Consider the following 25,570-nt stretch of genomic DNA (forward strand, 5'->3'; position numbering starts at 1 on the left):
CCTGGCCGGTCGTTCGCATTGAAAAACGCATGCGTTTTTCAAGTGCTCACCCACATTTCGAGTGTCCGCAGTTGAGGCAGGTGGCGCAGCCGTCCATCTGTACCACCGCCATGCTGTTGCACTTGCCGCACAGTTGCGCGCCGGCGGGGAAGCCTTCGCCCGGCTCGACCTTGCTGGTGCCCTGGGCGGCCTCGTAGGCGGCGCGTTTTTCCGCGAGGAAAAGACGCTGTTCCTCGTCCAGTTCAGGGCCACGCAACAGGCCGATGGCCGTCAGGTGGCGCTCCAGCACGCCGCCGATCTCGGCGACGATGGAAGGCATGTAGATGCCGCCTTTCTTCAGGTAGCCCCCGCGCGGGTCGAATACCGCCTTGAGTTCCTCGACAAGGAAGGTACAGTCGCCGCCCTTGCGGAAAACCGCGGACATGATGCGGGTAAGTGCGACGATCCACTGGAAATGATCCATGTTCTTCGAGTTGATGAAGATCTCGAAGGGACGCCGCTGCTCGTGCGCCGTGCCCGCATTGAGGACCATGTCGTTGATGGTCACGTAGAGCGCGTGCTCGAACAGCGGCGACTTGATCTTGTAGGTGGCGCCGATCAGGGTATCCGGGCGCTCCAGGGTCTCGTCCATCTGCACCACCGACGCGGCTTCCGCGGCGGCGGCAAGGGCCTGCTCCTCGGCTTCGTTGACGACCTTGAAGCCCTTGATCTTCTGCGTGATCTTGACTGCTGACATATCGATTCCCCCGGCCTCAGTACTTGCCGTAATAGCCTTCTTTCAAGGCGTCGAAGAGGTTGGCGGCGGTATGGATCTCACCGTCGTACTCGACCTGCTCGTTGCCCTTGAACTCCACCACGCTGCCGTCCTCCAGTTCGAAGCGGTAGCGGGTCTTCTCCAGGTCGGACTCCTTGACCAGCACGCCCTGGAACGCCTCGGGATTGAAGCGGAAGGTGGTGCAGCCCTTGAGTCCCTGGTGCCAGGCGTAGCGGTAGATGTCCTTGAAGTCCTCGAACGGGTAGTCGGTGGGCACGTTGGCGGTCTTGGAGATCGACGAATCGACCCACTTCTGCGCCGCCGCCTGGATGTCCACGTGCTGCGCCGGGGTGACGCTGTCGGCGGTGATGAAGTAGTCCGGCAGGCGTCGCGCCGGGTCGTCGCTGTCCGGCAGGGCCTGGGCGTTGACCAGGGTCCGGTAGGCCAGCAGCTCGTAGCTGTAGACCTCGACCTTTTCCTTGGTCTTGCGGCCTTCGCGGATAAGGTTGCGCGAATAATGGTGGGCGAAGCTCGGCTCGATACCGTTGGAGGCATTGTTGGCCAGGCTCAGGCTGATGGTCCCGGTCGGCGCGATGGAGCTGTGGTGGGTGAAGCGCGCGCCGGTTTCAGCCAACGCCTCGATCAGTTCCGGAGCATGTTCGGCGACCCGCTGCATGTAGCGGGAATACTTGGCGTGAAGCACGCTGCCGCGGATGCGGTCGCCGGCCTTATAGCCATCGGCGGCCATTTCCGGACGCTTGCGAAGCATTTCCGCAGTGACTTCGTAGTCCTGCGCCAGGATCGGCGCCGGGCCCTTCTCCCTGGCCAGCTCCAGGGCCACTTCCCAGCCCACCAGGGCCATTTCCCGCGCCACTTCCTCGGTGAATACGCAGGCCTCGGGACTGCCGTAGCGCAGCTTGAGCAGGGTCAGGGTCGAGCCCAGGCCGAGGAAGCCCATGCCATGCCGGCGCTTGCCAAGGATTTCCTGGCGTTGCTGTTCCAGCGGCAGGCCGTTGATTTCCACCACGTTGTCGAGCATCCGGGTAAACACCCGCACCACTTCGCGGAAACGGTCCCAGTCGAAGCGCGCCTCGTCGCCAAATGGCTGCTCGACGAAGCAGGTGAGGTTGACCGAGCCGAGCAGACACGAGCCGTACGGCGGCAGAGGCTGCTCGCCGCAGGGGTTGGTGGCGCGGATCGCCTCGCACCACCAGTTGTTGTTCAGTTCGTTGACCCGGTCGATGAGGATGAAGCCCGGCTCCGCATAGTCGTAGGTGGAGACCATGATCATGTCCCACAGGTGGCGGGCGCGGACCTGGCCGTAGACCTTGCAGGCGACCAGCCCGTCGGCGCGCTGGACGTAGTCGTCCTGGATCGGCCATTCGCGCCAGACCACCGCGTTGGGGTCGTCGAGGTCGATCTCGTCGCGCTCCTTCACGTGCACCGGGAAGACCAGCGGCCAGTCGGCGTCCTGTTCCACCGCCTGCATGAACTGGTCGGTGATCAGCAGGCTCAGGTTGAACTGGCGCAAGCGCCCGTCCTCGCGCTTGGCGCGGATGAATTCGCGGACGTCCGGGTGGCTGACATCGAAGGTGCCCATCTGCGCGCCGCGGCGGCCGCCGGCGGAGCTGACGGTGAAGCACATCTTGTCGTAGATGTCCATGAACGACAGCGGCCCGCTGGTGTAGGCACCGGCACCGGAAACGTAGGCGCCGCGCGGGCGCAGGGTGCTGAACTCATAGCCGATGCCGCAGCCGGCCTTGAGCGTCAGGCCGGCCTCGTGGACTTTCTCGAGGATGTTGTCCATGGAGTCCTGAATGGTTCCGGACACCGTGCAGTTGATGGTCGAGGTGGCCGGCTTGTGCCCCAGGGCGCCGGCGTTGGAGATGATCCGGCCGGCCGGGATGGCGCCGTTGCGCAGGGCCCAGAGGAAGCGCCCGTACCAGTGTTCGCGGGAGGCCTTGTCCTCGACATCGGCAAGGGCGCGGGCGACGCGTTGCCAGGTACCGTCGACGCTGGCATCCACCGGCGTACCGTCCTTGCTCTTGAGCCGGTACTTCTTGTCCCAGATATCCTGCGACGCGTCCTGCAGGGCGATGGTCCCGCGTTCGGTGCGGGGACTGCGTGCGTCTGTCTTGGCCATCCGCTGATTAACCTCCCGATGGTTGTTGGGGCGTCCGAAGCCGGCCACCGTACGCAACATCTAGTTATCCGTACCTGACGGGAATCAATATCTTGTGTCAGGCAGCAACAGACAACCTTAGTCATCGGGACGCCGCGCGCAAGAGGGCGCGGCCATCGGTCACGGGTTTTCAGAGCTTTTCCAGACAGCCGGCAAATTCGCCTGCCAGGTTGTTCAGAAGATTCTCATAGCCGTTGGCGTCCACGCTCACGTTCACGCCCAGGTCGTCCAGTTCGGCCAGGCGCACCGGCAGGCCTTCGCTGAGGGTGTCGGCCAGCCGCGGTCGAAGCGGCGGCTCGCTGAAGATGCAGGCCGGACCGGCGGCCTTCAGCTGGGCGCGCATGGCGGCGACATGGCGTGCTCCCGGCTGGACCTCCGCGGATACCGCGAACACGCCGGTATGGCGCAACCCGTAGGCTTCCTCGAAATAGTCGAAGGCTTCGTGGAAGACGAAGAAAGGCTTGCCGGCAAGCTTGCCCAGGCGTTTGCGGAGTTTCCCGTCGAGCCCGCCGAGGCGCTCCTCGAAGGCCTTCAGGTTGGCCCGGTAGCGCCCGGCGTTGGCCGGGTCGACCTGGGCCAGGTCCTCGGCCATCCGCGCGGCGATGGTGCGGGCGTTGGCCGGCAACAGCCAGAGGTGGGCGTCGAGCATGCCGGGACGATGGTCATGGTCGTGCTCGTCGTGCCCGGCATGCTCCTCTTCCTCGAAATTGACGAACTTGCGCAGGTGCATGCCCGGCAGGTCCTGCACCGCGACGCTGGTGCCCTGGCGGCCGGCGAGCACCTTGGGCAGGAAGTTCTCCAGGTCCGGGCCGATCCAGTAGAACAATTGCACCTCGCGCAGCCGCCGTACGTCGGAAGGACGCAGGGCGTACTGGTGTGGCGAGGCGCCCGGCGGCAGCAGTACGTCCGGCTGGCCGACGCCGTCCTGGATGGCCGCGGCGACCAGTTGCAGCGGTTTGATGCTGGTCAGCACGCTGACCTCGGCGCGCGCCGGCGAAGCCAGCAGGAACAGGGCGAAGCAGGCGGACAGCAGGGCAAAGGGACGCAGGGTCACGGCGGCACTCACATGAAAGGTGGTTAGCGGGTAATATAATAACGTCTCTACCCTCGAGCGTCGCAGCCCATGTACAAGATTGCGCCCAAGACCCCGCTGGCCTGCCAGCCCCATGACCACAGCCAGTGCGTCAGCACCGCGCTGGCCGAGGCCGATGCGCTGTGCGCGCGCCAGGGCGTGCGCCTGACCGAACTACGGCGGCGCGTGCTGGAACTGGTCTGGCAGAGCCACAAGCCGCTGGGGGCCTACGATATCCTCGCGGTGCTCAGCGAAACCGACGGCCGCCGCGCCGCGCCGCCGACCGTCTACCGCGCGCTGGACTTCCTCCAGGAGAACGGCCTGGTGCACCGCATCGCCTCGCTCAACGCATTCGTCGACTGCAACAACCCGGAGCACAGCCACCAGGGCCAGTTCCTCATCTGCCGCACCTGCCACACCGCGATCGAGCTGGAACAGCCGGATATCAGCCGGGCCATCGTCGCCGGAGCGAACAGCGTCGGCTTCGCCGTTGAAAGCCAGACCGTCGAGGTGGTCGGCCTCTGCGGCACCTGCCGGGACCAGAAGGACGCCTGATGGACAACGCGCTGGTGCGGCTGACCCAGGTCGGCGTGTCCTTCAACGGCCAGGCGGTGCTGAGCGATGTCGACCTGGCCATCGAGCCCGGCCAGATCGTCACCCTGATCGGCCCCAACGGCGCCGGCAAGACCACCCTGGTACGCAGCGTGCTCGGCCTGCTCAAGCCGCACGTCGGCGAGGTCTGGCGACGGCCGCGGCTGACCATCGGCTACATGCCGCAGAAACTCCACGTCGACGCCACCCTGCCGCTCAGCGTACTGCGCTTCCTCCGCCTGGTACCCGGGGTCAGGCGCGAGCAGGCGCTGGCGGCGTTGCGCGAGGTCGGCGCGGCGCACGTGCTGGAGCGCCCGCTGCAAAGCATTTCCGGTGGCGAACTGCAACGCGTGCTGCTGGCCCGCGCTCTGCTGCGCAAGCCCGAGCTACTGGTGCTCGACGAGCCGGTGCAGGGCGTCGACGTCGCCGGCCAGGCCGAACTCTACCGCCTCATCGGCAAACTGCGCGACCGCTACGGCTGCGGTGTGCTGATGGTCTCCCACGACCTGCACCTGGTGATGAGCGCCACCGACCAGGTGGTCTGCCTGAACCGCCATGTCTGCTGCTCAGGGCACCCCGAGCAGGTCAGCGGCGACCCGGCCTTCGTCGAGCTGTTCGGCCAGGACGCTCGCAGCCTGGCGATCTACCACCACCATCACGACCACGCCCACGACCTCCACGGCGAGGTGGTCAAGGCCGGTCCCGGCGCCTTGCCTCCAGGCACCCGCTTCACTCCTGTCCACAAGCACGGCCCCGACTGCAACCATGGCTGACTTCCTGCTCAACGCCCTCCTCGCCGGCCTCGCCCTGGCCCTGGTGGCTGGCCCCCTGGGCTCCTTCGTGGTCTGGCGGCGGATGGCCTATTTCGGCGATACCCTGTCCCACGCCGCACTGCTCGGGGTAGCCCTGGGTTTCCTCCTCGATGTCAGCCCGACCCTGGCTGTGACCGTCGGCTGCGTGCTGCTCGCAGTGCTGCTGGTGACCCTGCAGCAGCGCCAGCCGCTGGCCGCCGACACCCTGCTGGGCATCCTCGCCCACAGCACCCTGTCGCTGGGCCTGGTCACCCTGAGCTTCATGAAGGAAGTGCGGGTCGACCTGATGGCTTACCTGTTCGGCGATCTGCTGGCGGTAAGCGCCAGCGACCTGCTGTGGATAATCGCCGGCAGCGCGCTGGTCCTGGCACTGATCTGCTTCCTCTGGCGGCCGCTGCTGGCGATCACCGTGCACGAGGAACTGGCGAAGGTGGAAGGCCTGCCGGTCGGAGCGATCCGCCTGGCGCTGATGTTGCTGATCGCCATCGTCATCGCCGTGGCGATGAAGATCGTCGGCGTACTGCTGATCACCTCGCTGCTGATCATTCCCGCCGCCGCCGCCCAGCGCCATGCCCGCAGTCCCGAGCAGATGGCGGTCGGCGCCAGCCTGCTGGGACTGGTCGCGGTGTGCGCCGGCCTGGCCCTGTCCTGGTTCAAGGATACCCCCGCCGGCCCCTCGATCGTGGTCAGCGCCGCCGGCCTGTTCCTGCTGAGTTTTGTCCTGCCCCGCCGCACGGTGTAGAATCTGGCGATTTTTTGACCAAACGAGAACCCGCAGGAATGATGTCGTCCTTCTTTCGCCTGCTGTCCGTCCTGGCGGCGGCGCTGCTGGTCAGCGCCTGCCAGGGCAATGCGTCGTCGCAACCGACGCCGGTGGTCGCGCCCCAGGCGCAGCCCGCCGATCCCTATGCCGAACTGCAGCAAACCCTGGCCGCCGGCAAGCTCGAACAGGCCGAGCAACAATGGCTGGCCCTGCGCAGCGCAGCCGCCGGCGACGAGCGCGTCGAAGCGTTCCGCCGCCAGTTGGCCGAGGCCTACATGCAGCGCGGGGAAACCGCGCTGCGTCAAGGAGACCTCAACACCGCCACCAGCGCCCTCGGCCATGCCCGCGGACTGATGCCCAAAGCGCCGGCGCTGACCGCCGGGCTGGACGGTGCGATCAACCGCGCCAAGGTCGATCCCGCCCGCGCCGAGCAGGCCCGACGCATGCAGCAGGCGGCCCAGCAGCAGATGCAGCAGATCATCCAGACGCCGCCCGGCGGCGAGCTGAAGCCGCTGCCCGGCGCTCCCCACCTGATCGATCCGCAAGCGGCCAGCAGCGCCGTGCCCCTGCCGATGCTCGACGGCACCGGCCAGGGCGGCCTCGGTGCGGTGCTCGACGCGGTGGCCGCGGATGTCGTCGCCTACCGTTGCAGGGTGCATATCGAAGTGCGCCGGGACAGCGACTATCCGCTGGTTTCCGACCAGCTCCTGGCGCGGGTGAAGAAGCTCTCACCCGATTTCGACCTGCATCTCAGCCATGTCGTACAGGCCGACAAGCCAACCCGATTGATACTTACCCCCCGGAATTGAGACCGGTCCTGCCCCGGCCGCAGCAGAAAGCGCTTGTCGGGAGCGCACCAGACGCTTATTCCATTTCAATGATTTTTCATCACCAATAAATATTAATAATGCATAAGAAAGCAAGGTAAAATACTCGGTTTAGCTGACCGCCCATGCTTCCCGCCAAGCCCGTGCTCCAGCCGTAACAGCATCGCCGCACCCACAAGGTTCGCCCAGTGATCGAATTCCACGACGTCCACAAGACCTATCGAGTTGCCGGTCGGGAAATCCCCGCCTTGCAACCGACCCGCCTGAACATCCAGGCCGGGCAGATTTTCGGCCTGATCGGCCATTCCGGTGCCGGCAAGAGCACCCTGCTGCGCCTGATCAACCGCCTCGAGGAGCCCAGCGGCGGCCGCATCCTGGTCGAGGGCGAAGACGTCACCGCCCTCGACGCCGAAGGCCTGCGCCGTTTCCGCCAGCGCGTCGGGATGATCTTCCAGCACTTCAACCTGCTGTCCTCGAAGACCGTCGCCGACAACATCGCCATGCCCCTGCGCCTGGCCGGCGGCTTCAGCCGTGCCGAAGTCGATGCGCGGGTCTCCGAGCTGCTCGCGCGGGTCGGCCTGTCCGACCACGCGCGCAAGTATCCGGCCCAGCTCTCCGGCGGACAGAAACAGCGCGTCGGCATCGCTCGCGCCCTGGCCTGCCGGCCGAGCATCCTGCTCTGCGACGAGGCCACCAGCGCCCTCGATCCGCAGACCACCGCCTCGGTCCTGCAACTGCTGGCGGAAATCAATCGCGAGCTGAAGCTGACCATCGTCCTCATCACCCACGAGATGGACGTGATCCGCCGTGTCTGCGACCAGGTCGCGGTCATGGACGGCGGCGCCATCGTCGAGCAGGGCGATGTCGCCGATGTCTTCCTCCATCCGCAGCACCCGACCACACGCCGCTTCGTGTTCGAGGCCGAACGGGTCGACGAAGACGAGCGCCACGACGATTTCGCCCACGTGCCGGGTCTCATCCTGCGCCTGACCTTCCGCGGCGAAGCCACCTATGCGCCACTGCTGGGCACCGTGGCTCGGCAGACCGGGGTCGACTACAGCATCCTTTCCGGACGCATCGACCGCATCAAGGACACGCCCTACGGCCAGTTGACCCTGGCCCTGGTCGGCGGTGACCTGGAAGCCGCCATGAGCCAGTTGAACGCCGCTGACGTACATGTGGAGGTACTGCGCTGATGGACTTCTTCGAAACCATGAGCTTCGCCAACATCGACTGGTACGAAATCTGGCTGGCCAGCGTCGACACCTTCTGGATGCTCGGCGGTTCGCTGCTGTTCACGGTGGTCCTCGGCCTGCCCCTCGGCGTCCTGCTGTTCCTTACCGGGCCACGGCAGATGTTCGAGCAGAAGGCGGTCTACACCCTGCTCTCGCTAGTGGTGAACATCCTCCGTTCGTTGCCGTTCATCATCCTGCTGATCGTGATGATCCCGCTGACCGTACTGATCACCGGTACCTCGCTGGGCGTCGCCGGGGCCATCCCGCCGCTGGTGGTGGGCGCCACGCCGTTCTTCGCGCGCCTGGTGGAAACCGCGCTGCGCGAGGTCGACAAGGGCATCATCGAGGCAACCCAGGCGATGGGCGCCAGCACCCGGCAGATCATCTGGAACGCCCTGCTGCCGGAAGCCCGGCCGGGCATCATCGCCGCCATCACCGTCACCGCCATCACCCTGGTCTCGTACACCGCGATGGCCGGAGTGGTCGGCGCCGGCGGGCTGGGCGACCTGGCGATCCGCTTCGGCTATCAGCGCTTCCAGACCGACGTGATGGTGGTCACGGTGGTGATGCTGCTGATCCTCGTCCAGATTCTGCAAACCGTGGGCGACAAGCTGGTGGTGCACTTCTCGCGCAAGTAAGCTTGCCGGCCAAGCCCAAAACCCTGAGCGCCGCGGTTATCCACAGCCGCCAGGAACACCTCGAAAGGAGTTGAAGATGAAAAAACTGCTTGCTGCTTTCTCCGCTGTCGCGGCGCTCAGCCTCACCGCCGCCCAGGCCGCCGAGTCCCTCACCGTCGCGGCCACCCCGGTGCCGCACGCGGAGATCCTCAACGTGGTCAAGCCGCTGCTGGCCAAGGAAGGCGTGGACCTGAAGATCAAGGAGTTCACCGACTACGTGCAGCCGAACGTGCAGGTCTCGGAAAAGCGCCTGGACGCCAACTTCTTCCAGCACCAGCCGTACCTCGATGAGTTCAACAAGGCCAAGGGCACCGACCTGGTCGCCGTGACCGGCGTACACATCGAGCCGCTGGGCGCCTACTCGAGCAAGTACAAGAAGCTCGACGAACTGCCTTCCGGCGCTACCGTGGTGATCCCCAACGACGCCACCAACGGCGGCCGCGCCCTGCTCCTGCTGGACAAGGCCGGGGTGATCAAGCTCAAGGACAACAAGAGCATCACCGCCACGCCGAAGGACATCGTCGACAATCCGAAGAACATCAAGATCCGCGAACTGGAAGCCGCGACCCTGCCGCGCGTGCTGACCCAGGTCGACATGGCGCTGATCAATACCAACTACGCCCTGGAAGCCAAGCTGAACCCGACCAAGGATGCGCTGGCCATCGAAGGCAGCGACTCGCCCTACGTGAACATCCTCGTCGCGCGGCCGGACAACAAGGACAGCGACGCCATGCAGAAGCTGGCCAAGGCCCTGCACAGCGCCGAGGTCAAGCAGTTCATCCAGGAGAAATACAAAGGCGCGGTGGTACCGGCGTTCTGAGCCAAGCCGCGTAACCGCCCCTGGAAAAAGCCCGGTCTTCGACCGGGCTTTTTCGTTTCCGTCCCGGCCGTACGTCTGCCTGCCGTGCCACGACAGAGGTCATTCGGCCGTTTGCGGGAAATGTAGTGAAAAAAACATTCCGTCACATATTGAACAATCTGAAAAATTCACTACACAATCGACCCACCTTCGAGGATGCCCCATGCAAGAACTAAAACAACGCCTGGCCTCCCCGCCCGCCGAACTGACGCCCGCGGAGCGCAAGGTGGTGCGTGCCCTGCTCGATGACTACCCGCGCCTCGGCCTCGGTCCGATGACGCGCCTGGCCCGGCACGCCGGAGTCAGCGACCCGACGATCATGCGCCTGGTGAAAAAGCTCGGCTTCGCCGGCTACGGCGACTTCCAGGAAGCGCTGCTGGCCGACGTCGACGACCGCCTGCGCTCGCCGCGCACCCTGCTCGCCGAACGCCGCGAGCGGATGGGCCGCGACGACACCTGGGCGCGCTACCTCGACCAGGCTGGCCAGAGCCTGCAACAGACCCTCGGCCTGACCCGCCCCGATGACATCCAGCGCCTCGCCGACTGGCTGCTCGACAGCCGCCTGCGCGTGCACTGCCACGGCGGACGCTTCAGCCGTTTCCTCGCCGGCTACCTGGTCACCCATCTGCGCCTGCTGCGCCCGCAGTGCCGATTGCTCGACGACGGCGCCCTGCTCCCCGACCAGCTCTACGACCTCGGCCGCCAGGACCTGCTGGTCCTGTTCGACTATCGCCGCTACCAGAGCCAGGCCCAGCACGTGGCCCAGGCCGCCAAGGCACGCGGCACACGGCTGGTGCTGTTCACCGACATCTACGCCTCGCCGCTGCGCGAACACGCCGACCTGATCGTCAGTTCGCCAGTGGAATCCGCCTCGCCCTTCGACTCGCTGGTGCCGGCCATGGCCCAGGTCGAGGCACTGGTAGCGACCCTGGTGGCGCGCATGGGCGCGCCGCTCGACGAACGCCTGGAGGGCATCGACCAGCTCCGCAACGCGTTCAGCAGTCATATTCTGGAGGAATGACCCGATGTTCAGCCTGCCCCACCACTCGCCGCGCGACCTGCCATTCGGCCGCCGGCAGACCGCCATCCTGTTCGTCGACATGCAGCGTGCCTGGGTCGAGCCGGGGCGCGACCCGCACGTCGATCCGCAGGCAGCCGGTTACTTCTACGAGCGCGTGCAGAACCAGGTGATCCCCAACCAGCAGCGCCTGCTCAGGGCCATGCGCGCAGTGGACGAGAACGTCCTGCACACCGTCATCGAGAGCCTCACCGCCGATGGTCGCGACCGCTCGCTGGATCACAAGCTGTCGGAGATGCACCTGCCCAAGGGCAGCCCGGACGCCAGGGTGATCGACGCCCTGGAGCCGACCGCCAACGAGATCGTGCTGCCGAAGACTTCTTCCGGCGTTTTCAACTCCACCGCCATCGACTACGTACTGCGCAACCTCGGCACCCGCCACCTGATCGTCTGCGGGGTGGTCACCGACCAGTGCGTGGACATGGCCGTGCGCGATGCCGCCGACCGCGGTTACCTGGTCACCCTGGTCGAGGATGCCTGCGCCACCCATACCCCGGAACGCCACCAGGCCTGCCTGGAAGCGATCAAGGGCTACTGCTGGATCAGCGACACCGAGACCGTCCTGCAACGCATCGCCGCCCTCGGCCGGAGCAACCTGTGAACCGCCTGCAGCCGGTACGCCTGGTCAGCTTCGTCACCACCGACCTGGCCGGCATCACCCGCGGGCGTTCGCTGCCCCTGGCGACCCTGGAGGAGCAATTGGCCAGCGGTTGCGGCTGGGTACCGGCGAACAGCTCGCTGACCCCGCAGGACCTGATCGACGAGAGCAGCCCCTGGGGCAGCCACGGCGACCTGCGCCTGCTGCCCGACCCGAACAGCCGGGTGCGCGTCGAGCAGGGTCCCGACGCCGCTGCGCCGGCGCTCGACTACCTGCACGGCAACCTGGTGGAAACCGACGGCACGCCGTGGCCGGCCTGCCCGCGCAGCCTGCTGCGGGCCGAGGTGGAACGCTATCGCGACAGCGGCCTGCAGGTCATCGCGGCGTTCGAACACGAATTCAGCCTGCTCGGCCTGCCCGGCGAGCGTCCGGCCGCGGCGTTTTCGCTGCAGGCCCAGCGTGCCGCCGGGCAGTTCCCCGGCTGGCTGGTCAGCGCCCTGGCCCAGGCTGGCACCGAGCCGGAGATGTTCCTCCCCGAATACGGCCAGCGCCAGTACGAGGTCACCTGCCGCCCGGCGCAGGGCGTGGCCGCCGCCGACCGCGCGGTGAACGTCCGCGAGGTCACTCGCGAAGTGGCGCGACAGATGGGCCTGCGTACCTGCTTCGCACCGCTGCCGGCACCCGGCGCGGTGACCAACGGGGTGCACCTGCACCTGAGCCTGCAACATGCCGACGGCAGCCCGCTGCTGTACGAGCCCGGTCGACCCAACGATCTCTCCGAACTCGGCGAGCACTGGGCCGCCGGCGTGCTCGCGCACCTGCCAGCGCTGTGCGCGCTGACCGCGCCTACCGCCGCCTCCTACCTGCGCCTGAAACCCCACCACTGGAGCGCCGCCTACGCCTGCCTGGGACTGCGCAACCGCGAAGCGGCGCTGCGCATCTGCCCGGTGGTGAGCGTCGGCGGCAAGCCGCTGGGCAAGCAGTACAACCTGGAATTCCGGCCGATGGACGCCACCGCCTGTCCGCACCTGGCGATGGCCGCGGTGCTGATCGCCGGCCGCCTAGGCATCGAACGACGCCTGCCGCTGCGCGCCCTGGCCGATATCGATCCGCACGGCCTCAGCGACGAAGAGCGCCAGGCCCGCGGCATCCAGGCCCTGCCGGCGACCCTCGGCGATGCGCTCGACTGCCTGCAACGCGACGAGGCGCTCTGTGCCGAGCTGCCAAAGCCGCTGCTGGACACCTACCTCGCCATGAAGCGCCACGAACTGGCGCTGACGGCGGGCCTTTCCGACGACGACCTGTGCCGCCACTATGCCGAGCTCTACTGACAACCCCGAACTCGGCATCTACCAGCTGCCGCCCTACCACCTGCTCAATCCCCAAGGGCGCAGCCCGGTGGTCCTGGTCTGCGAGCATGCCAGCCGGCACATTCCGCTGGAGTTGCAGCGCCTCGGCCTGGACCAGGCCGCGGCGGAAGAACACATCGCCTGGGATATCGGCGCCCTGGCGCTGGCCGAAGAGCTTTCCCGGCGACTCGACGCGCCATTGCTGGCGGCCGGCTACTCGCGTCTGCTGATCGACCTGAACCGACCGCTGGAGGCGCCCGACAGCATTCCGCCGCACAGCGAGGTCTACCCCGTTCCCGGCAACCGCGAGCTGTCCGAGACGGTGCGCCGCTATCGCCAGGATTGCCTGTTCCATCCGTTCCACCAGCGCCTGACGCAACTGCTCGACGAGCGCCAGGCCGCCGGCGTGCCGACCCGTGTGGTCGGCGTGCACAGTTTTACCCCGGTGTACCACGGCAGACCCCGCCCGCTGGTTGCCGGGGTGCTTTATCGCAACGCCGGCGCCTACGCCAGGCGCATCCTCGACGGTTTGCGCCGGCACGGCCTGGAAGTCGCCGGCAACCAGCCCTATGCGATCGACCCGGCGGAAGACACTACCGTTCCGGTGCATGGCGACGCACGCGGTCTGGAAGCGGTGCTGCTGGAGATCCGCAACGATGGATTGCGCACGCCGGATGCGGTGTACGCCTGGGCCGAGCGTCTGTATCCCTGGCTCTGATGCGATGACCGGCACCGCCGGTCGCCAACAACGAGAAAGAGGCCCGCTTCGCGTGCGGCGCCGATAACGACAATACGCTGCCTTTTCCCGAGGAGCCCGTCATGGCCATCGAACAGTTCGGATACCGGCAACAGCTGCGCCGCAGCCTGTCCCTGAGCGACCTGATCATCTACGGGATGATCTTCATGATCCCCATCGCCCCGTTCGGGGTCTACGGCTGGGTCCATGCCGACGCCCACGGCATGGTGCCGATGGCCTACCTGGTGGGCATGCTGGCGATGCTCTTCACCGCCCTCAGCTACGGAGCCATGGCCAAGGCCTTTCCGATTGCCGGCTCGGTGTATTCCTACGCCCAGCGCGGCATCCACCCCCATGTCGGCTTCATCGCCGGCTGGGTGCTGCTGCTCGACTACCTGCTGATCCCGCCGCTGCTCTACGTGTTCAGCGCGCTGGCGCTGAACCACTTGTTCCCGGCGATCCCCAAGCTGGCCTGGATGCTGCTGTTCCTGGTCTCGGCGACCCTGGTCAACCTGCGCGGCATCACCTTCGCCGCCCGCGCCAACCTGTTGTTCCTGATCGGAGAGCTGGTGGTGCTGGCGATCTTCCTGGTGGTCGGCTACCAGGCGCTGGAAGGCGGCCTGGGCAACGGCCGGCTGACCCTCGAACCGCTGTATCGCCCGGAAGCCTTCGATCTCGGCCTGGTGATGAAGGCCGCCTCGATCGCCGTACTGTCGTTCCTCGGCTTCGACGCCATCTCCACCCTCGCCGAGGAGGTCAAGGGCGATCCCGCCCGGCAGATCGGCCGCGCCGCGCTGATCGCGCTGTTCATCATGGGCGGCATCTTCATCGCGCAGACCTGGCTGGCCACCGACCTCGCCGCCGGGATGAACTTCAAGTCGGCGGACACCGCCTTCTACGAGATCGCCGAAGCGGCCGGTGGCCAGTGGCTGTCGATGCTGACCGCGGTAGCCACCGCGCTGGCCTGGGGTGTCACCGTGTCGATCACCTCGCAGGCAGCGGTCTCGCGCCTGCTCTACTCGATGGCCCGCGACGGCAGGCTGCCGCGCGCGCTGGCCAGGGTCCATCCGCGCTACCAGACGCCGCACGTCAGCCTGTACCTGGTGGCGGTGCTGTCGCTGGGAATCGGCTGGGCCTTCCTCGACGCACCGGACGTACTCACCTCACTGGTGAACTTCGGTGCCCTCACCGGCTTCTGCCTGCTGCACCTGAGCGTGATCAACCACTACTACCGCCGCCAGCGCTCCGGCCAGTGGTTGCGGCATCTACTGTTCCCGCTGGTGGGCCTGGCGATCATCGCCTACGTGCTGTACAGCATGAGCCTCGACGCACAGTTGCTCGGACTGGCCTGGATCGCGGTGGGGCTGGTCTACCTGGCGTTGCTGCAACGCGGCGGGCGCCAGGCGCCAACGGAGTTGGCGAAGGATCTCTGACGTCTCGCGAGGGCTGGTTCAGGCCGGCTCTTCGCCGACGAAATCGCTGCGGCTGAGGCCATGCCGCAGCATCTTTTCGTTGAGTGTCCGGCGCGGCAGTTGCAGCAACTCCATCACCGCCTTGATGTCCCCGCGGCACTGGCCGAGCGCCTGGCGCAGGCACTCCGCCTCGAAGGCTTCCATGCGTTCCGCCAGCCCCGAGGTGAGGCCGCCGCCTTCCTCCGCGTCCCCACGCTCCAGGCCGAGGACATGACGCTCGGCGGCGTTGGCCAGCTCGCGTACATTGCCCGGCCAGTCGTGGGCCATCAGCCGCGCCAGTTCCGCCGGCGCGGCGGGCTGCGGCTCGCGGCCGAGGCGCTGGCTGGCAACGCTGGCGAAATGTTCGAAGAGCAGCGGGATGTCCTCGCGACGCTCGCGGATCGGCGGCAGGCGCAGCTCGGCGACATTCAGGCGATACACCAGGTCCTCGCGGAAGCGTCCGGCACGTGCTTCGGCCAGCAGGTCGGGCTTGGTCGCGGCAATCACCCGCAGGTCGACGTGGATACTCTGGTTCGAGCCGAGCCGCTCCAGTTGCTGCTCCTGCAGGACGCGCAGCAGCTTGACCTGCTGCGCCAACGGCATGCTTTCGATCTCGTCGAGGAACAGGGTGCCGCCATGGGCATGCTCGAGCTTGCCGATGCGCTTGCCCTGCGCGCCGGTGAACGCACCGCTCTCATGACCGAACAGCTCGCTCTCGAACAGTTGCTCGGGAATCGCCGCGCAGTTCAGCGCCACGAACGGCTTGTCGGCGCGCGGCCCGAAGTCGTGCAGGCAGCGGGCAACCAGTTCCTTGCCGCTGCCGGTCTCGCCACGGATCAGGACGTTCACCGGGGTCGGCGCCAGGGCCAGAACCTGCCGGCGCAACGCTTCCATCGGCTTGGACACGCCGAGCAGACGCGCATCGACCTGGTCCTTGAGACTGGCCTGCTCCTTCAGGCGCCGGTTCTCCAGCACCAGGCGGCGCTTTTCCAGCGCGCGCCGCAAACTGCCGAGCAGGCGCTCGGGCGTGAAGGGTTTCTCGATGAAGTCGTAGGCACCCTGGCGCATGGCCTCCACCGCCATCGGCACGTCGCCGTGCCCGGTGACCATGATCACCGGCAGGTCGCGATCGACCGCCTGCAGGTTGGCGAGCAGTTGCAGGCCGTCCATGCCGGGCATGCGCACATCGCTGATGACCACCCCGGCGAAGGACTTGTCCAACGCTCCCAGGCATTCCTCGGCGCGCAGGCAGAGGCGCACCTCGAAGCCGGACAGCTCCAGCCATTGCTGCACCGCTTCGCGGATCGTCGCTTCGTCGTCGACGAAGATCACCTGGTCGCTCATGTCGTTACGCTCGTGTCATCGGGGGCCGCCGGCAGGATCAGGCTGAACACCGCTCCCGCCTCGGCATTGGCGACCTGCAGGCGGCCGCCGAGTTCGTGGACGATCCCATAGGATACCGCCAGGCCGAGGCCGAGTCCCTCTCCCACCGGCTTGGTGGTGAAGAACGGATCGAAGACGCTGCCCAGGTGCTCGGCGGGAATCCCGCCGCCGTTGTCGGCGACGCTCAGCACCCAGTCGCCGCCAAGCCGTTGCAGGGCCAGGCGGATCCATGGTCGCTCCTGGCCGGCAACGGCATCCAGGGCGTTGCGCAGCAGGTTGACCAGCACCTGTTCCAGGCGGATCGCGTCACCCATCACCCAGGCCGGCCAGAGCAGCGCCTGCTCGATCTCCACCCGTTCGGCGCGGATTCGCGGCAGCAACAACTGCTGCGCCTGTTCGACCACGTGACCCAACTCGATACGCTCGCGCAGGCCGCCGGCGCTCTTGCGCGCGAAGGTCTTCAGGTGGCCGGTGAGCGCGGCCATGCGTTCGAGCATCTGGTCGATGCGCGGCAACGCCTGGCGCGCCTCGTCGTGGCGTCCGGCGTCGAGCAGCAGGCGCAGGCTGGCCAGTTGCATGCGCTGGGCGGTGAGCGGCTGGTTGATCTCATGGGCCAGGGCTGCCGACATCTGCCCCAGGGCGGCCAGCTTGGCCGCCTGCACCAGGCCGTCCTGCGCGGTACGCAGGTCGGCGGTGCGCTGCTCGACCAGGCGCTCCAGCTCCTCCCGGCTACGTTGCCGCAGGCGGGCGATACGCCAGCGCTGGTGCAGGAACAAGCCGAGGAAGACCAGCGCCAGCCAAGTGCCGGCGGCGGCCAGGCGCGCGGTGGCGACGTCGTCCTGGATGCTCGCGGTGTCGCGCAGCAAGTGGAGGGTCCAGCCGTCGTTGGGCAGGTCCAGCGATTGCCAGAGGTAGTCCTTCTCGCCGTCGGCGCTTTCCACCCGCGCCAGACGGCTGTCTTCGCCGTAGCTGCGCAAGGTCTGGTGGCGCAGGGGTGTCAGGGGCTGGCGATCGTACTGCCGGGTCTCCGCCAGTTCGAAGCGGTCCACGGTATCCAGCGGTTCCAGTTCGCGGTAGCGCCAACCGGCGTGGTTGGCGAGGAACACGATGCCCTTGGCGTCGCTGGCCAGGACCAGGTCGGGGGTCTGGTTCCACTGCCGTTCCAGATCGGGAAACTCCAGCTTGACCACGATTGCGCCCAGGAAGCTGCCGTCCTCGGCGCGCACCGCGTGGGACAGGAAATAACCGGGAATCCCGCTGATCACCCCGACCGCATAGAAACGTCCGGAGCCTTGGGCGATGGTCTGGCGGAAATAGGGACGGAAACCGTAGTTGTGGCCCACGTAGCTGGTCGGCAGGTTCCAGTTGCTCGCCGCCACGGCCAGCCCGGTACGGTCGAGCAGCTCCAGTGTGGAGGAGCGGGCGGCCAGGTTGATGCTTTCCAGCTTGAGGTTGAGGCGCTGCTGCAACTCGCCGTCGATCGGCCCGGCCAGCGCCGCGCGCAGGTCCGGATCCAGCGCCAGTACCGCCGGCAGGCTGCGGAAGCGTTCGATCAGGGTCTGCAGCGAGCCGGCGTAGAGGTCCAGCTGCTTGCGCACCTGTTCGCCCTCGGCGCGTAGCGCCTGCTGCCGCGCCTGGCGACCCGCCCAGTCCATGGACAGCAGCAGGCCGCCGAGCAGCGGCAGCAACAGCAGGAACAGGCGCAGCGGACGGGACAAGGACATCGGCGGATCGAAACGGCGGCGGGAAGCGGCGACGATAGCACGGCGCCCGGTTACACTGCGCGCCGTACGAGGAGTCCGCCCATGTCGCTATCCCCCTGGTCCCATTCCTGCTCGGCCGGTTTCACCCTGCGCGGCTGGCGCAGCGAACCGAGCGGCAAGCCGTTGCTGCATTTCCTCCATGGCAACGGCTTCTGCGGCCGCACCTACGAACCGATGCTGCGTCTGTTGGCGGAGGATTTCGACCTCTGGCTGTGCGACATCCAGGGCCACGGCGAAAGCGACCACGGCGGCCGCTTCCACGGCTGGAACCGCAACGCCGAGATGGCGGTGGAGGCCTTCGAGGCCGGGCGCGGTCCCTATGGAGATGTCCAGCGACTGGCCTGCGGGCACAGCTTCGGCGGCGTCCTCAGCAGCCTCGTCCTGGCCCGCCATCCCACCCTGTTCGCCCGCGCCGTGCTGCTCGACCCGGTACTGTTCACCCCGGCGATGATCGGCGTGATGGCACTTTCCGAGACCCTCGGCCTGCAATTGCGCGGCAGCCTGGCGAAGAAGGCGCGCCTGCGCCGCAGCCAGTGGCCCGATCGCGCAGCCGCCTACGCCGGCTTGCGCGGCCGCGGTATCTTCAAGGGCTGGACCGACGAGGCGCTGTGGGCCTACGTGGAATATGCGCTGAAGGAGAGCGACGGCGGAGTCGAGCTGAAGTGCCGGCCAAGCCGCGAAGCGGAGATCTTCAGCTCCTTCCCCAGGCGGCTGTGGCCGTCGCTGGGCAAGATCACCACGCCGACCCGCGTGCTCTACGGTGACCGCACCTACCCTTTCGTCGCCAAGTCGGTGGCGCGCTGGTGCTCGCTCAACCCCCAGGTCAGCGCCCACGTGGTGGTCGGCGGCCACTGCTTCATGCAGGAAGACCCGGCCGATGCCGCCGAACGCGTACGCGACTTTCTCCTGCCCAATCCATGAACGCTCCTTCCGTGGGGAATCCGGCGCTCATCCATCGGTCCCAGGGAGGATGACCCCACAGGACCGAGCCATGCGCCCTCTCCTCTTCAGTGCCCTTCTCCTGCTTTCCGGGCATACCCAGGCCAGCGAATGGAACGACAGCCAGGCCGTGGACAAGCTATTCGGCGCGGCCGGGGTGAAAGGCACCTTCGTCCTCTACGATGTGCAGCGGCAGTGCTATGTCGGCCATGACCGGGAGCGCGCGGAAACCCGCTTCGTTCCCGCTTCCACCTACAAGGTGGCGAACAGCCTGATCGGCTTATCCACAGGGGCGGTTAGATCCGCCGACGAGGTTCTTCCCTATGGCGGCAAGCCCCAGCGCTTCAAGGCCTGGGAGCACGACATGAGCCTGCGCGAGGCGATCAAGGCATCGAACGTACCGGTCTACCAGGAACTGGCGCGGCGCATCGGCCTGGAGCGGATGCGCGCCAATGTCTCGCGCCTGGGTTACGGCAACGCGGAAATCGGCCAGGTTGTGGATAACTTCTGGTTGGTGGGACCGCTGAAGATCAGCGCGATGGAACAGACCCGCTTTCTGATCCGACTGGCGCAGGGAGAATTGCCATTCCCCGCCCCGGTGCAGTCCACCGTGCGCGCCATGACCCTGCTGGAAAGCGGCCCGGGCTGGGAGCTGCACGGCAAGACCGGCTGGTGCTTCGACTGCACGCCGGAGCTCGGCTGGTGGGTGGGCTGGGTGAAGCGCAACGAGCGGCTCTACGGCTTCGCCCTGAACATCGACATGCCCGGCGGCGAGGCCGACATCGGCAAGCGCGTCGAACTGGGCAAGGCCAGTCTCAAGGCTCTCGGGATACTGCCCTGACGCTCTGCCGCCTCAGTCGCCGACCTTTTTCTGCCGGGACTGCCGCCACTCGTCGAGGCGAATCACCTCGGCGCTATGCACCGGCGGGTTGTCGACCTCGGCGGCCGCCTCGAAGCGATGCGGGGCCAATTCGATGGCGCCGAGGTGATAGCCATACATGACGATGCGCCCGGCGTAGCGTTCCTCGCCGCTGACGGTGAATTCGAAACCGAACTCGCGGCTCAGCCGCCACTGACCACGGTGGTCACGGGCCAGGCGCAGGCGCCGGCGCGCGACATTCTCGTCGAGCAGTTCCACGCCCTGCTTGGCGCAATGCTGCTTGGCCAGCAGCAACGCCCGCTCGCGCACGCCATGGGCGCGCCACCACCAGGCTGCGGCGGCGCCCAACAGGAGCATGACGAAAAGGTTACCCAGGGTCACGAGCGGAATCCGGTGTAGGGGGACGGCCAGCTTACCCGTTCTCCCGGCAGGCAGCGAGTGGGGGGTGTTTTCGCCATGTGAATTAGCCCCCATACTGCGCCGACTCAGCTGTAGGAAGTCGTCTCATGCCACGTACACCCCACCTGCTCGCCATCCAGTCCCATGTGGTCTTCGGCCACGCCGGCAATGCCGCGGCGGTGTTCCCGATGCAGCGCATCGGAATCAACGTCTGGCCGTTGAACACGGTGCAATTCTCCAACCACACCCAGTACGGTCAATGGACCGGGCAGGTGCTGCCGCCGGAGCAGATTCCGGCGCTGGTGGACGGTATTGCCGGCATCGGCGAACTGGGCAACTGCGACGCGGTGCTGTCCGGCTATCTCGGCAGCGCCGCCCAGGGCCGCGCCATTCTCGATGTGGTGGCACGGATCAAACAGGCCAACCCTCGGGCGTTGTACCTCTGCGACCCGGTCATGGGCCACCCGGAAAAAGGCTGCATCGTGGCCCCGGAAGTCAGCGACTTCCTGCTGGAAGAAGCCGCCGCGGTCGCCGACTACCTGTGCCCCAACCAGTTGGAGCTGGACAGCTTCTGCGACCGCCAGCCGAACTCCCTCGCCGACTGCGTGGAAATGGCACGGAGCCTGCTGGCACGCGGTCCCAGGGCAATCCTGGTAAAGCACCTGAACTATCCGGGCAAGGCCGGCGACACCTTCGAGATGCTGCTGGTGGCCGCCGATCAGGCCTGGCACCTGCAACGCCCGCTGCTGGCCTTCCCGCGGCAACCGGTCGGGGTCGGCGACCTGGCCTCGGGGCTGTTCCTCTCTCGCCTGCTGCTCGGCGACGACCTGCGTAACGCCTTCGAATTCACCGGCGCCGCGGTCCATGAAGTGCTGCTGGAAACCCAGGCCTGCGGCAGCTACGAGCTGGAGCTGGTGCGGGCGCAGGATCGGATCGCACATCCACGTCTCAAATTCGAAGCTCGCTCACTCGCAATGTAGGAATCTGACATATCATTCTCGGTCTTCCGACAGAGATAGACCGACGAATGAGCCCCACCAGCGCCCTACCTGCCCTAGCCTGCCTGGCTGTTGCGCTCGCCACCTGTGAGTTCATTCGTCGCCTTGGCAGCGCGCGCCTGCCCGCTTCCCGGTTCGTCACCATCGACGGCCTGCGCGGTTACCTGGCGTTCTTCGTTTTTCTCCATCACTCGTCCATCTGGTACTACTACCTGAAGGATGGTCTCTGGCAACTACCGCCGTCCCGGCTCTACGCCCATTTCGGCCAGACCAGCGTCGCGCTGTTCTTCATGGTCACCGGCTTCCTCTTCGCTCACAAGCTCCTGCACAGCCGCGGCACGCCGATCAGATGGCTGGATGTCTATGCATCGAGGATTGCCCGGCTGCTCCCAGCCTATCTCCTGGCAATGGCACTGCTATTCCTTTTGGTGTTCACGGCCACCGGCTTTTCCCTACGCGAGGCGCCCTCGGCCCTGCTTGGCAAGATGCTCGACTGGTTGCTCTTCTCGATACCGAGCAAGCCTGACATGAACGGTTTCATCGGGACATTCCGCATCGTGGCAGGGGTGACCTGGACGCTGCCCTATGAGTGGTTGTTCTACTTCTGCCTGCCATTCCTCGGCGTCCTGCTCGGGAACCGTCCTTCCCCAGTAGCCATGGCCATCATGGCAGGCATGATCTGGCTGGTACTGAAAGCCTGGCAGCCGAACTGGACGCTCGCCTATATGTTCGTCGCTGGTGGGTTGTCAGCGCTCGCGGTACGCTCGACGCACCTGCAGCGATTCGCCGCGAGTATCCCCGGCAATCTCCTATGCCTGGCGCTCCTGCTCCTACCCGGAGTGCTCTTTCCCAGCGCCTATCAGGAAACGGCGATCCTCATTCTCGGCCTGGCTTTCCTGCTGATTGCGGCGGGTTCGAGCCTATTCGGCCTGCTGACTCAAGCACTGTCCCGCTTCCTCGGCGAAATGACCTACAGCATGTATCTGCTGCACGGGTGCATCCTATTCATCAGCTTCGAACTGCTGATCGGCAGGGACAACGCCAAGGCGTTTTCCGCTCTGGAACACTGGCTGGTCATAGGTGCGATCACTCCCCTGGTAGTGCTCGCGTCGTATCTATCCTTCCGTTTCATAGAAAGTCCGGCCATGCAACGCTCCAGACAACTCAGCGCTCTGCTGGGCAAACCGATGCTGGCGCTCAAGCGCCTGGGCCGTCACCCGACTGCTGGCTAAAGAACGTATTTCCCCAACATCAACCCACCGACCACCATCACCGCCATCAGCACGAAAGCCATGCCCAGACGCCGCTCGATCAGGGTCTTCAGGCGTGGGCCAGCCCAGAACAGCAAAGCGCAGGTAGCGGCGAAGCGCAGGCTGCGGGCGACAAGGCTGAGGCCGACGAACAGCCAGAGGTCGAGCTGGGTCACTCCGCTGGTAATGGTGATCACCTTGTACGGCAGCGGCGTGAAGCCGCCGCCCAGCAGCACCATCAGCCAGCCCAGTTCGTTGTAGCGTTCGGCGACCTGTTCGAAGTTCTCCAGCAAGCCATAGAACGCCAGGATCGGCATGGCCACGCTCTCGAACAGCAGCAAGCCGATGAAATAGCCGGCGATGCCGCCCAGCACCGAGCTGATCGCGCAGATCGCCGCGTAGCGCCAGGCCTTGGCCCGGTTGGCCAGGACCATCGGCACCAGCAAGGCGTCCGGCGGAATCGGGAAGAACGAGCTTTCGGCGAAGGTCACCCCGCCCAGGGCCAGCTCCGCGCGGGGATGGCCGGCCAGGCGCAGGGTCCAGTCGTAGAGACGGCGCAACATGTCAGGCCGACTGCGGCAGCGGTGCGTCGGCGCCGCGCTCGTCACGGTCGAGCCCCAGGCGATGGACCATGCCGCAGGCGATCTCGCGCTCGCCCATGATCACCAGGTTGGCGCCGTTCTGCTCCAGGTAGTCCACCTCGGCGTCGAAATGCGCCCGGGCGACGATGTCCAGCGGCGGGTTCACCGCGCGGGCGTGGCTGGCGATCTGCCCGGCCTCGAAGCCGTTGGGAATGGCGATCAGCAACCAGCGCGCCTCGGCGATGTTGGCCAGCTCCAGCACGCCGGGACTGGCGGCATTGCCGAGGACCACGCTGTAGCCCTGTTCGCGCAGTTCGTCGGCCTTGTCGCGCTTGTCCACCACTACCACGAAGGGCGTCCCGGCGGCGCGCAGGCGAGCGCTGACCAACCCGCCAACCCGGCCATGACCGATCAGCACCGCATGCTCGCGCTCCAGGATCGGCGGCGGCAGGTCCTGCGCCGGCATCTCGCGGACCCCGCCAGCGGCCTCCGCCAGGCGCTGCTCCTTGCGTTGCTGCAGGCGATCGATGGCGATGAACAGCAGCGGATTGACCAGGATCGACAGGATCGCCCCGGCCAGCACCAGGTCGCGGCTCTGCTCCGGCACCAGTTCGAGGCCAATGCCCAGGCCGATGAGAATGAAGGAAAACTCGCCGATCTGCGCCAGGCTGGCGGCGATCACCAGTGCGGTGCTGTTCGGATGGCCGAAAGCGCGGACGATCAGGTAGGCGGCCACCGACTTGCCGAAGACGATGACCAGGAAAGTGGCCAGGACCGTCAGTGGCTCCTGCAACAGGATCATCGGATTGAACAGCATCCCCACCGAGACGAAGAACAGCACCGCGAAAGCGTCGCGCAGCGGCAACGAGTTCTCCGCCGCCTCGTGGCTGAGCTCGGACTCGTTGAGAATCATCCCGGCGAAGAAGGCACCTAGCGCGAAGGACACCCCGAACAGCACCGCCGAGCCATAGGCGATGCCCAAGGCAATGGCCAGCACGGCCAGGGTGAAGAGCTCCCGCGAACCGCTGGCGGCGATCCTCTCCAGCACCCAGGGCACCACCCGGCGACCGCCGAAGATCATCAGGGCGACGAAGGCGGCGACCTTGCCCAGGGTAATCAGCAGCGGCCAGAGCAGACCGGCGTCGCCGCCGTCGGTCTTGCCGCCGAGGGTGCCGGCGAGCGCCGGCAGGAGCACCAGGGTCAGGACCATCGCCAGGTCCTCGACGATCAGCCAGCCGATGGCGATCCTGCCACGCTTGGTGTCCAGCAACTGGCGCTGCTCCAGGGCGCGCAACAGCACCACGGTACTGGCCACCGACAGGCTCAGGCCGAATACCAGGCCGCCGCCGAAGCTCCAGCCGAGCAGCTTGGCCAGGCCGATGCCAAGCAGCGTGGCGACGCCGATCTGCACCAGCGCCCCGGGAATGGCAATGGCCTTCACCGAGAGCAGGTCCTTGAGCGAGAAGTGCAGGCCGACGCCGAACATCAGCAGGATCACGCCGAGTTCGGCGATTTCCTGCGACAGCGCCTGGTCGGCGACATAGCCGGGAGTGAACGGCCCGGCCAGGACGCCCGCGAGCAAGTAGCCGACCAGCGGCGAAATGCGCAGGCGATTGGCCAGGGCCCCGAAGAGGAAGGCGAGGACGAACCCCGCGGCGAGTGTAGTGAGTAACGGCGTATGGTGCATCAGGACTCCCGGCAACACGGGGAACGCGTCCTCCGCGGCCTGGCCGGCGGACGACGACGTTCGAAATGGATCACGGACCCGCGCCCGTGACGGCAAGGCGGAAAGGCTTTCCGCCAACGGAGCCGGGCAGAGCGACCGGCCCATGGCATTCGAGCGACCCGACGGCGGCTATGGTTCCTGGCGAAACCCGGCGCGATACCGACAGGTTAACCCGTTGACGTTGCTGGAGTTTTAACAGGCACGCCGGTTTCTTATCAAGAAATGTCAGGAATGGACGCCAGCAGAGGCAAACCTCTGCGTTTTCTTATGAAAAGCTGCGAAAATTCGCGAAACGGCAGCAGGTCCGAAGCGGGCTCGACCGGACACCGGCAGCCTTCCTCATCCGTCTTCGCGAATCGCCTGGTAGCGGGCCTCCAGCTCCGCGCGCAGCTGGCGGCGTTGTTGGGCCTGGGCGAAGCGGCGCTTCTGCTCGGCGGTTTCCAGCTCCAGCGGGCGGACGGCCACCGGCTTGCGCTCGTCATCCAGGGCGACCATGGTGAAGAAACAGCTGTTGGTATGACGCACGGACTGCTCGCGGATGTTCTCGGTGATGACCTTGACGCCGATTTCCATGGAAGTCCGCCCGGTGTAGTTGACCGAAGCGAGGAAGGTCACCAGTTCGCCGACATGCACCGGCTCGCGGAAGATCACCTGATCCACCGACAGG

General features: G+C 66.5%; 25 protein-coding genes. 16 read left to right on the plus strand and 9 right to left on the minus strand.

Annotation, left to right across the window (positions count from 1 at the left end):
* Window positions 1–46: 46 nt before the first annotated feature.
* The 3 genes from HMPREF2716_RS11335 to HMPREF2716_RS11345 all read right to left on the minus strand — a co-directional run bounded on the left by HMPREF2716_RS11335 (window position 47) and on the right by HMPREF2716_RS11345 (window position 3,990).
* Window positions 47–736 carry a TSCPD domain-containing protein gene (locus HMPREF2716_RS11335; RefSeq protein WP_003096987.1) on the minus strand — a complete coding sequence of 230 codons (690 nt, stop codon included), beginning with the start codon at window positions 734–736 and terminating at the stop codon, window positions 47–49.
* 16 nt (window positions 737–752) lie between these two features.
* Window positions 753–2,957, minus strand: coding sequence for an adenosylcobalamin-dependent ribonucleoside-diphosphate reductase (locus HMPREF2716_RS11340; protein WP_003122328.1), 2,205 nt, complete (start codon window positions 2,955–2,957; stop codon window positions 753–755).
* Window positions 2,958–3,066: 109 nt separating this feature from the next.
* Entirely contained in the window at window positions 3,067–3,990 is a 924-nt protein-coding gene (locus tag HMPREF2716_RS11345) for a zinc ABC transporter substrate-binding protein (protein ID WP_003136458.1), read from the minus strand.
* Between the two features lie 69 nt (window positions 3,991–4,059).
* Between HMPREF2716_RS11345 and zur the strand changes: the two genes are divergently transcribed.
* The 12 genes from zur (at window position 4,060) to HMPREF2716_RS11405 (ending at window position 14,966) form a co-directional block, all read left to right on the plus strand.
* Window positions 4,060–4,563 carry a zinc uptake transcriptional repressor Zur gene (gene zur / locus HMPREF2716_RS11350; RefSeq protein WP_070621894.1) on the plus strand — a complete coding sequence of 168 codons (504 nt, stop codon included), beginning with the start codon at window positions 4,060–4,062 and terminating at the stop codon, window positions 4,561–4,563.
* The gene (gene znuC, locus HMPREF2716_RS11355) at window positions 4,563–5,372 is read left to right on the plus strand and encodes a zinc ABC transporter ATP-binding protein ZnuC (RefSeq protein ID WP_003099732.1); all 810 of its coding nucleotides are present in this window, start codon (window positions 4,563–4,565) and stop codon (window positions 5,370–5,372) included. The genes zur and znuC overlap by 1 nt, the downstream gene beginning before the upstream one ends.
* Window positions 5,365–6,153: a zinc ABC transporter permease subunit ZnuB gene (gene znuB, locus HMPREF2716_RS11360; protein WP_003096998.1), complete on the plus strand. Its 789-nt coding sequence runs from the start codon at window positions 5,365–5,367 to the stop codon at window positions 6,151–6,153. Before znuC ends, znuB begins: the two co-directional genes overlap by 8 nt.
* A gap of 41 nt (window positions 6,154–6,194) precedes the next feature.
* Window positions 6,195–6,983, plus strand: a complete 789-nt coding sequence (locus tag HMPREF2716_RS11365) for a PA5502 family lipoprotein (RefSeq protein ID WP_003122325.1) — start codon at window positions 6,195–6,197, stop codon at window positions 6,981–6,983.
* A gap of 206 nt (window positions 6,984–7,189) precedes the next feature.
* Window positions 7,190–8,197, plus strand: a complete 1,008-nt coding sequence (locus HMPREF2716_RS11370) for a methionine ABC transporter ATP-binding protein (protein ID WP_003097002.1) — start codon at window positions 7,190–7,192, stop codon at window positions 8,195–8,197.
* Window positions 8,197–8,874: a methionine ABC transporter permease gene (locus HMPREF2716_RS11375; protein ID WP_003097004.1), complete on the plus strand. Its 678-nt coding sequence runs from the start codon at window positions 8,197–8,199 to the stop codon at window positions 8,872–8,874. Before HMPREF2716_RS11370 ends, HMPREF2716_RS11375 begins: the two co-directional genes overlap by 1 nt.
* A gap of 76 nt (window positions 8,875–8,950) precedes the next feature.
* A complete protein-coding gene (locus tag HMPREF2716_RS11380) occupies window positions 8,951–9,733 on the plus strand; it encodes a MetQ/NlpA family ABC transporter substrate-binding protein (RefSeq protein WP_070621895.1) in 783 nt (260 codons plus the stop codon).
* Between the two features lie 202 nt (window positions 9,734–9,935).
* Window positions 9,936–10,793 (plus strand): transcriptional repressor QapR, encoded by an 858-nt coding sequence (gene qapR / locus HMPREF2716_RS11385; protein ID WP_003099726.1) that lies wholly within the window; start codon window positions 9,936–9,938, stop codon window positions 10,791–10,793.
* A gap of 4 nt (window positions 10,794–10,797) precedes the next feature.
* Window positions 10,798–11,451: a cysteine hydrolase family protein gene (locus tag HMPREF2716_RS11390; RefSeq protein ID WP_003099724.1), complete on the plus strand. Its 654-nt coding sequence runs from the start codon at window positions 10,798–10,800 to the stop codon at window positions 11,449–11,451.
* Window positions 11,448–12,779 carry a glutamine synthetase family protein gene (locus HMPREF2716_RS11395; protein WP_003122324.1) on the plus strand — a complete coding sequence of 444 codons (1,332 nt, stop codon included), beginning with the start codon at window positions 11,448–11,450 and terminating at the stop codon, window positions 12,777–12,779. Before HMPREF2716_RS11390 ends, HMPREF2716_RS11395 begins: the two co-directional genes overlap by 4 nt.
* A gap of 67 nt (window positions 12,780–12,846) precedes the next feature.
* Complete coding sequence (locus HMPREF2716_RS11400; protein WP_003122323.1) at window positions 12,847–13,515, plus strand: N-formylglutamate amidohydrolase; 669 nt, start codon at window positions 12,847–12,849, stop codon at window positions 13,513–13,515.
* 101 nt (window positions 13,516–13,616) lie between these two features.
* The gene (locus HMPREF2716_RS11405; protein WP_003099715.1) at window positions 13,617–14,966 is read left to right on the plus strand and encodes an APC family permease; all 1,350 of its coding nucleotides are present in this window, start codon (window positions 13,617–13,619) and stop codon (window positions 14,964–14,966) included.
* An 18-nt stretch (window positions 14,967–14,984) separates the two neighbouring features.
* Here the strand turns inward: HMPREF2716_RS11405 and HMPREF2716_RS11410 are convergent, their stop codons facing one another.
* Window positions 14,985–16,328, minus strand: a complete 1,344-nt coding sequence (locus HMPREF2716_RS11410) for a sigma-54-dependent transcriptional regulator (protein ID WP_003099712.1) — start codon at window positions 16,326–16,328, stop codon at window positions 14,985–14,987.
* On the minus strand, window positions 16,325–18,091 hold the full coding sequence (locus tag HMPREF2716_RS11415) for a sensor histidine kinase (RefSeq protein WP_003097020.1): 1,767 nt from the start codon (window positions 18,089–18,091) through the stop codon (window positions 16,325–16,327). Before HMPREF2716_RS11415 ends, HMPREF2716_RS11410 begins: the two co-directional genes overlap by 4 nt.
* Window positions 18,092–18,172: 81 nt before the next feature.
* Between HMPREF2716_RS11415 and poxA the strand changes: the two genes are divergently transcribed.
* Both poxA and HMPREF2716_RS11425 read left to right on the plus strand, forming a co-directional pair.
* The gene (gene poxA, locus HMPREF2716_RS11420; protein ID WP_003099708.1) at window positions 18,173–19,051 is read left to right on the plus strand and encodes an alpha/beta hydrolase PoxA; all 879 of its coding nucleotides are present in this window, start codon (window positions 18,173–18,175) and stop codon (window positions 19,049–19,051) included.
* A gap of 70 nt (window positions 19,052–19,121) precedes the next feature.
* Complete coding sequence (locus HMPREF2716_RS11425; RefSeq protein WP_017002439.1) at window positions 19,122–19,910, plus strand: OXA-50 family oxacillin-hydrolyzing class D beta-lactamase OXA-1028; 789 nt, start codon at window positions 19,122–19,124, stop codon at window positions 19,908–19,910.
* Between the two features lie 12 nt (window positions 19,911–19,922).
* Here the strand turns inward: HMPREF2716_RS11425 and HMPREF2716_RS11430 are convergent, their stop codons facing one another.
* Entirely contained in the window at window positions 19,923–20,423 is a 501-nt protein-coding gene (locus tag HMPREF2716_RS11430) for a DUF3301 domain-containing protein (RefSeq protein WP_003121391.1), read from the minus strand.
* 32 nt (window positions 20,424–20,455) lie between these two features.
* Between HMPREF2716_RS11430 and pdxY the strand changes: the two genes are divergently transcribed.
* Both pdxY and HMPREF2716_RS11440 read left to right on the plus strand, forming a co-directional pair.
* A complete protein-coding gene (pdxY, locus tag HMPREF2716_RS11435; RefSeq protein ID WP_003099703.1) occupies window positions 20,456–21,328 on the plus strand; it encodes a pyridoxal kinase PdxY in 873 nt (290 codons plus the stop codon).
* Between the two features lie 47 nt (window positions 21,329–21,375).
* Window positions 21,376–22,578 carry an acyltransferase family protein gene (locus HMPREF2716_RS11440; RefSeq protein WP_003099701.1) on the plus strand — a complete coding sequence of 401 codons (1,203 nt, stop codon included), beginning with the start codon at window positions 21,376–21,378 and terminating at the stop codon, window positions 22,576–22,578.
* Here HMPREF2716_RS11440 and HMPREF2716_RS11445 read toward each other — a convergent pair.
* The 3 genes from HMPREF2716_RS11445 to HMPREF2716_RS11455 all read right to left on the minus strand — a co-directional run.
* The gene (locus HMPREF2716_RS11445) at window positions 22,575–23,159 is read right to left on the minus strand and encodes a YqaA family protein (RefSeq protein ID WP_003114135.1); all 585 of its coding nucleotides are present in this window, start codon (window positions 23,157–23,159) and stop codon (window positions 22,575–22,577) included. The genes HMPREF2716_RS11440 and HMPREF2716_RS11445 overlap by 4 nt on opposite strands.
* Window position 23,160: 1 nt before the next feature.
* The gene (gene ybaL, locus HMPREF2716_RS11450; RefSeq protein ID WP_003099695.1) at window positions 23,161–24,864 is read right to left on the minus strand and encodes a YbaL family putative K(+) efflux transporter; all 1,704 of its coding nucleotides are present in this window, start codon (window positions 24,862–24,864) and stop codon (window positions 23,161–23,163) included.
* Between the two features lie 378 nt (window positions 24,865–25,242).
* On the minus strand, window positions 25,243–25,570 hold a 328-nt coding region (locus tag HMPREF2716_RS11455; protein ID WP_049262529.1), incomplete at its 5' end, for an acyl-CoA thioesterase.

The sequence above is a fragment of the Pseudomonas sp. HMSC076A11 genome, from assembly GCF_001810205.1.
GTDB classification, from domain to species: Bacteria; Pseudomonadota; Gammaproteobacteria; order Pseudomonadales; family Pseudomonadaceae; genus Pseudomonas; species Pseudomonas aeruginosa.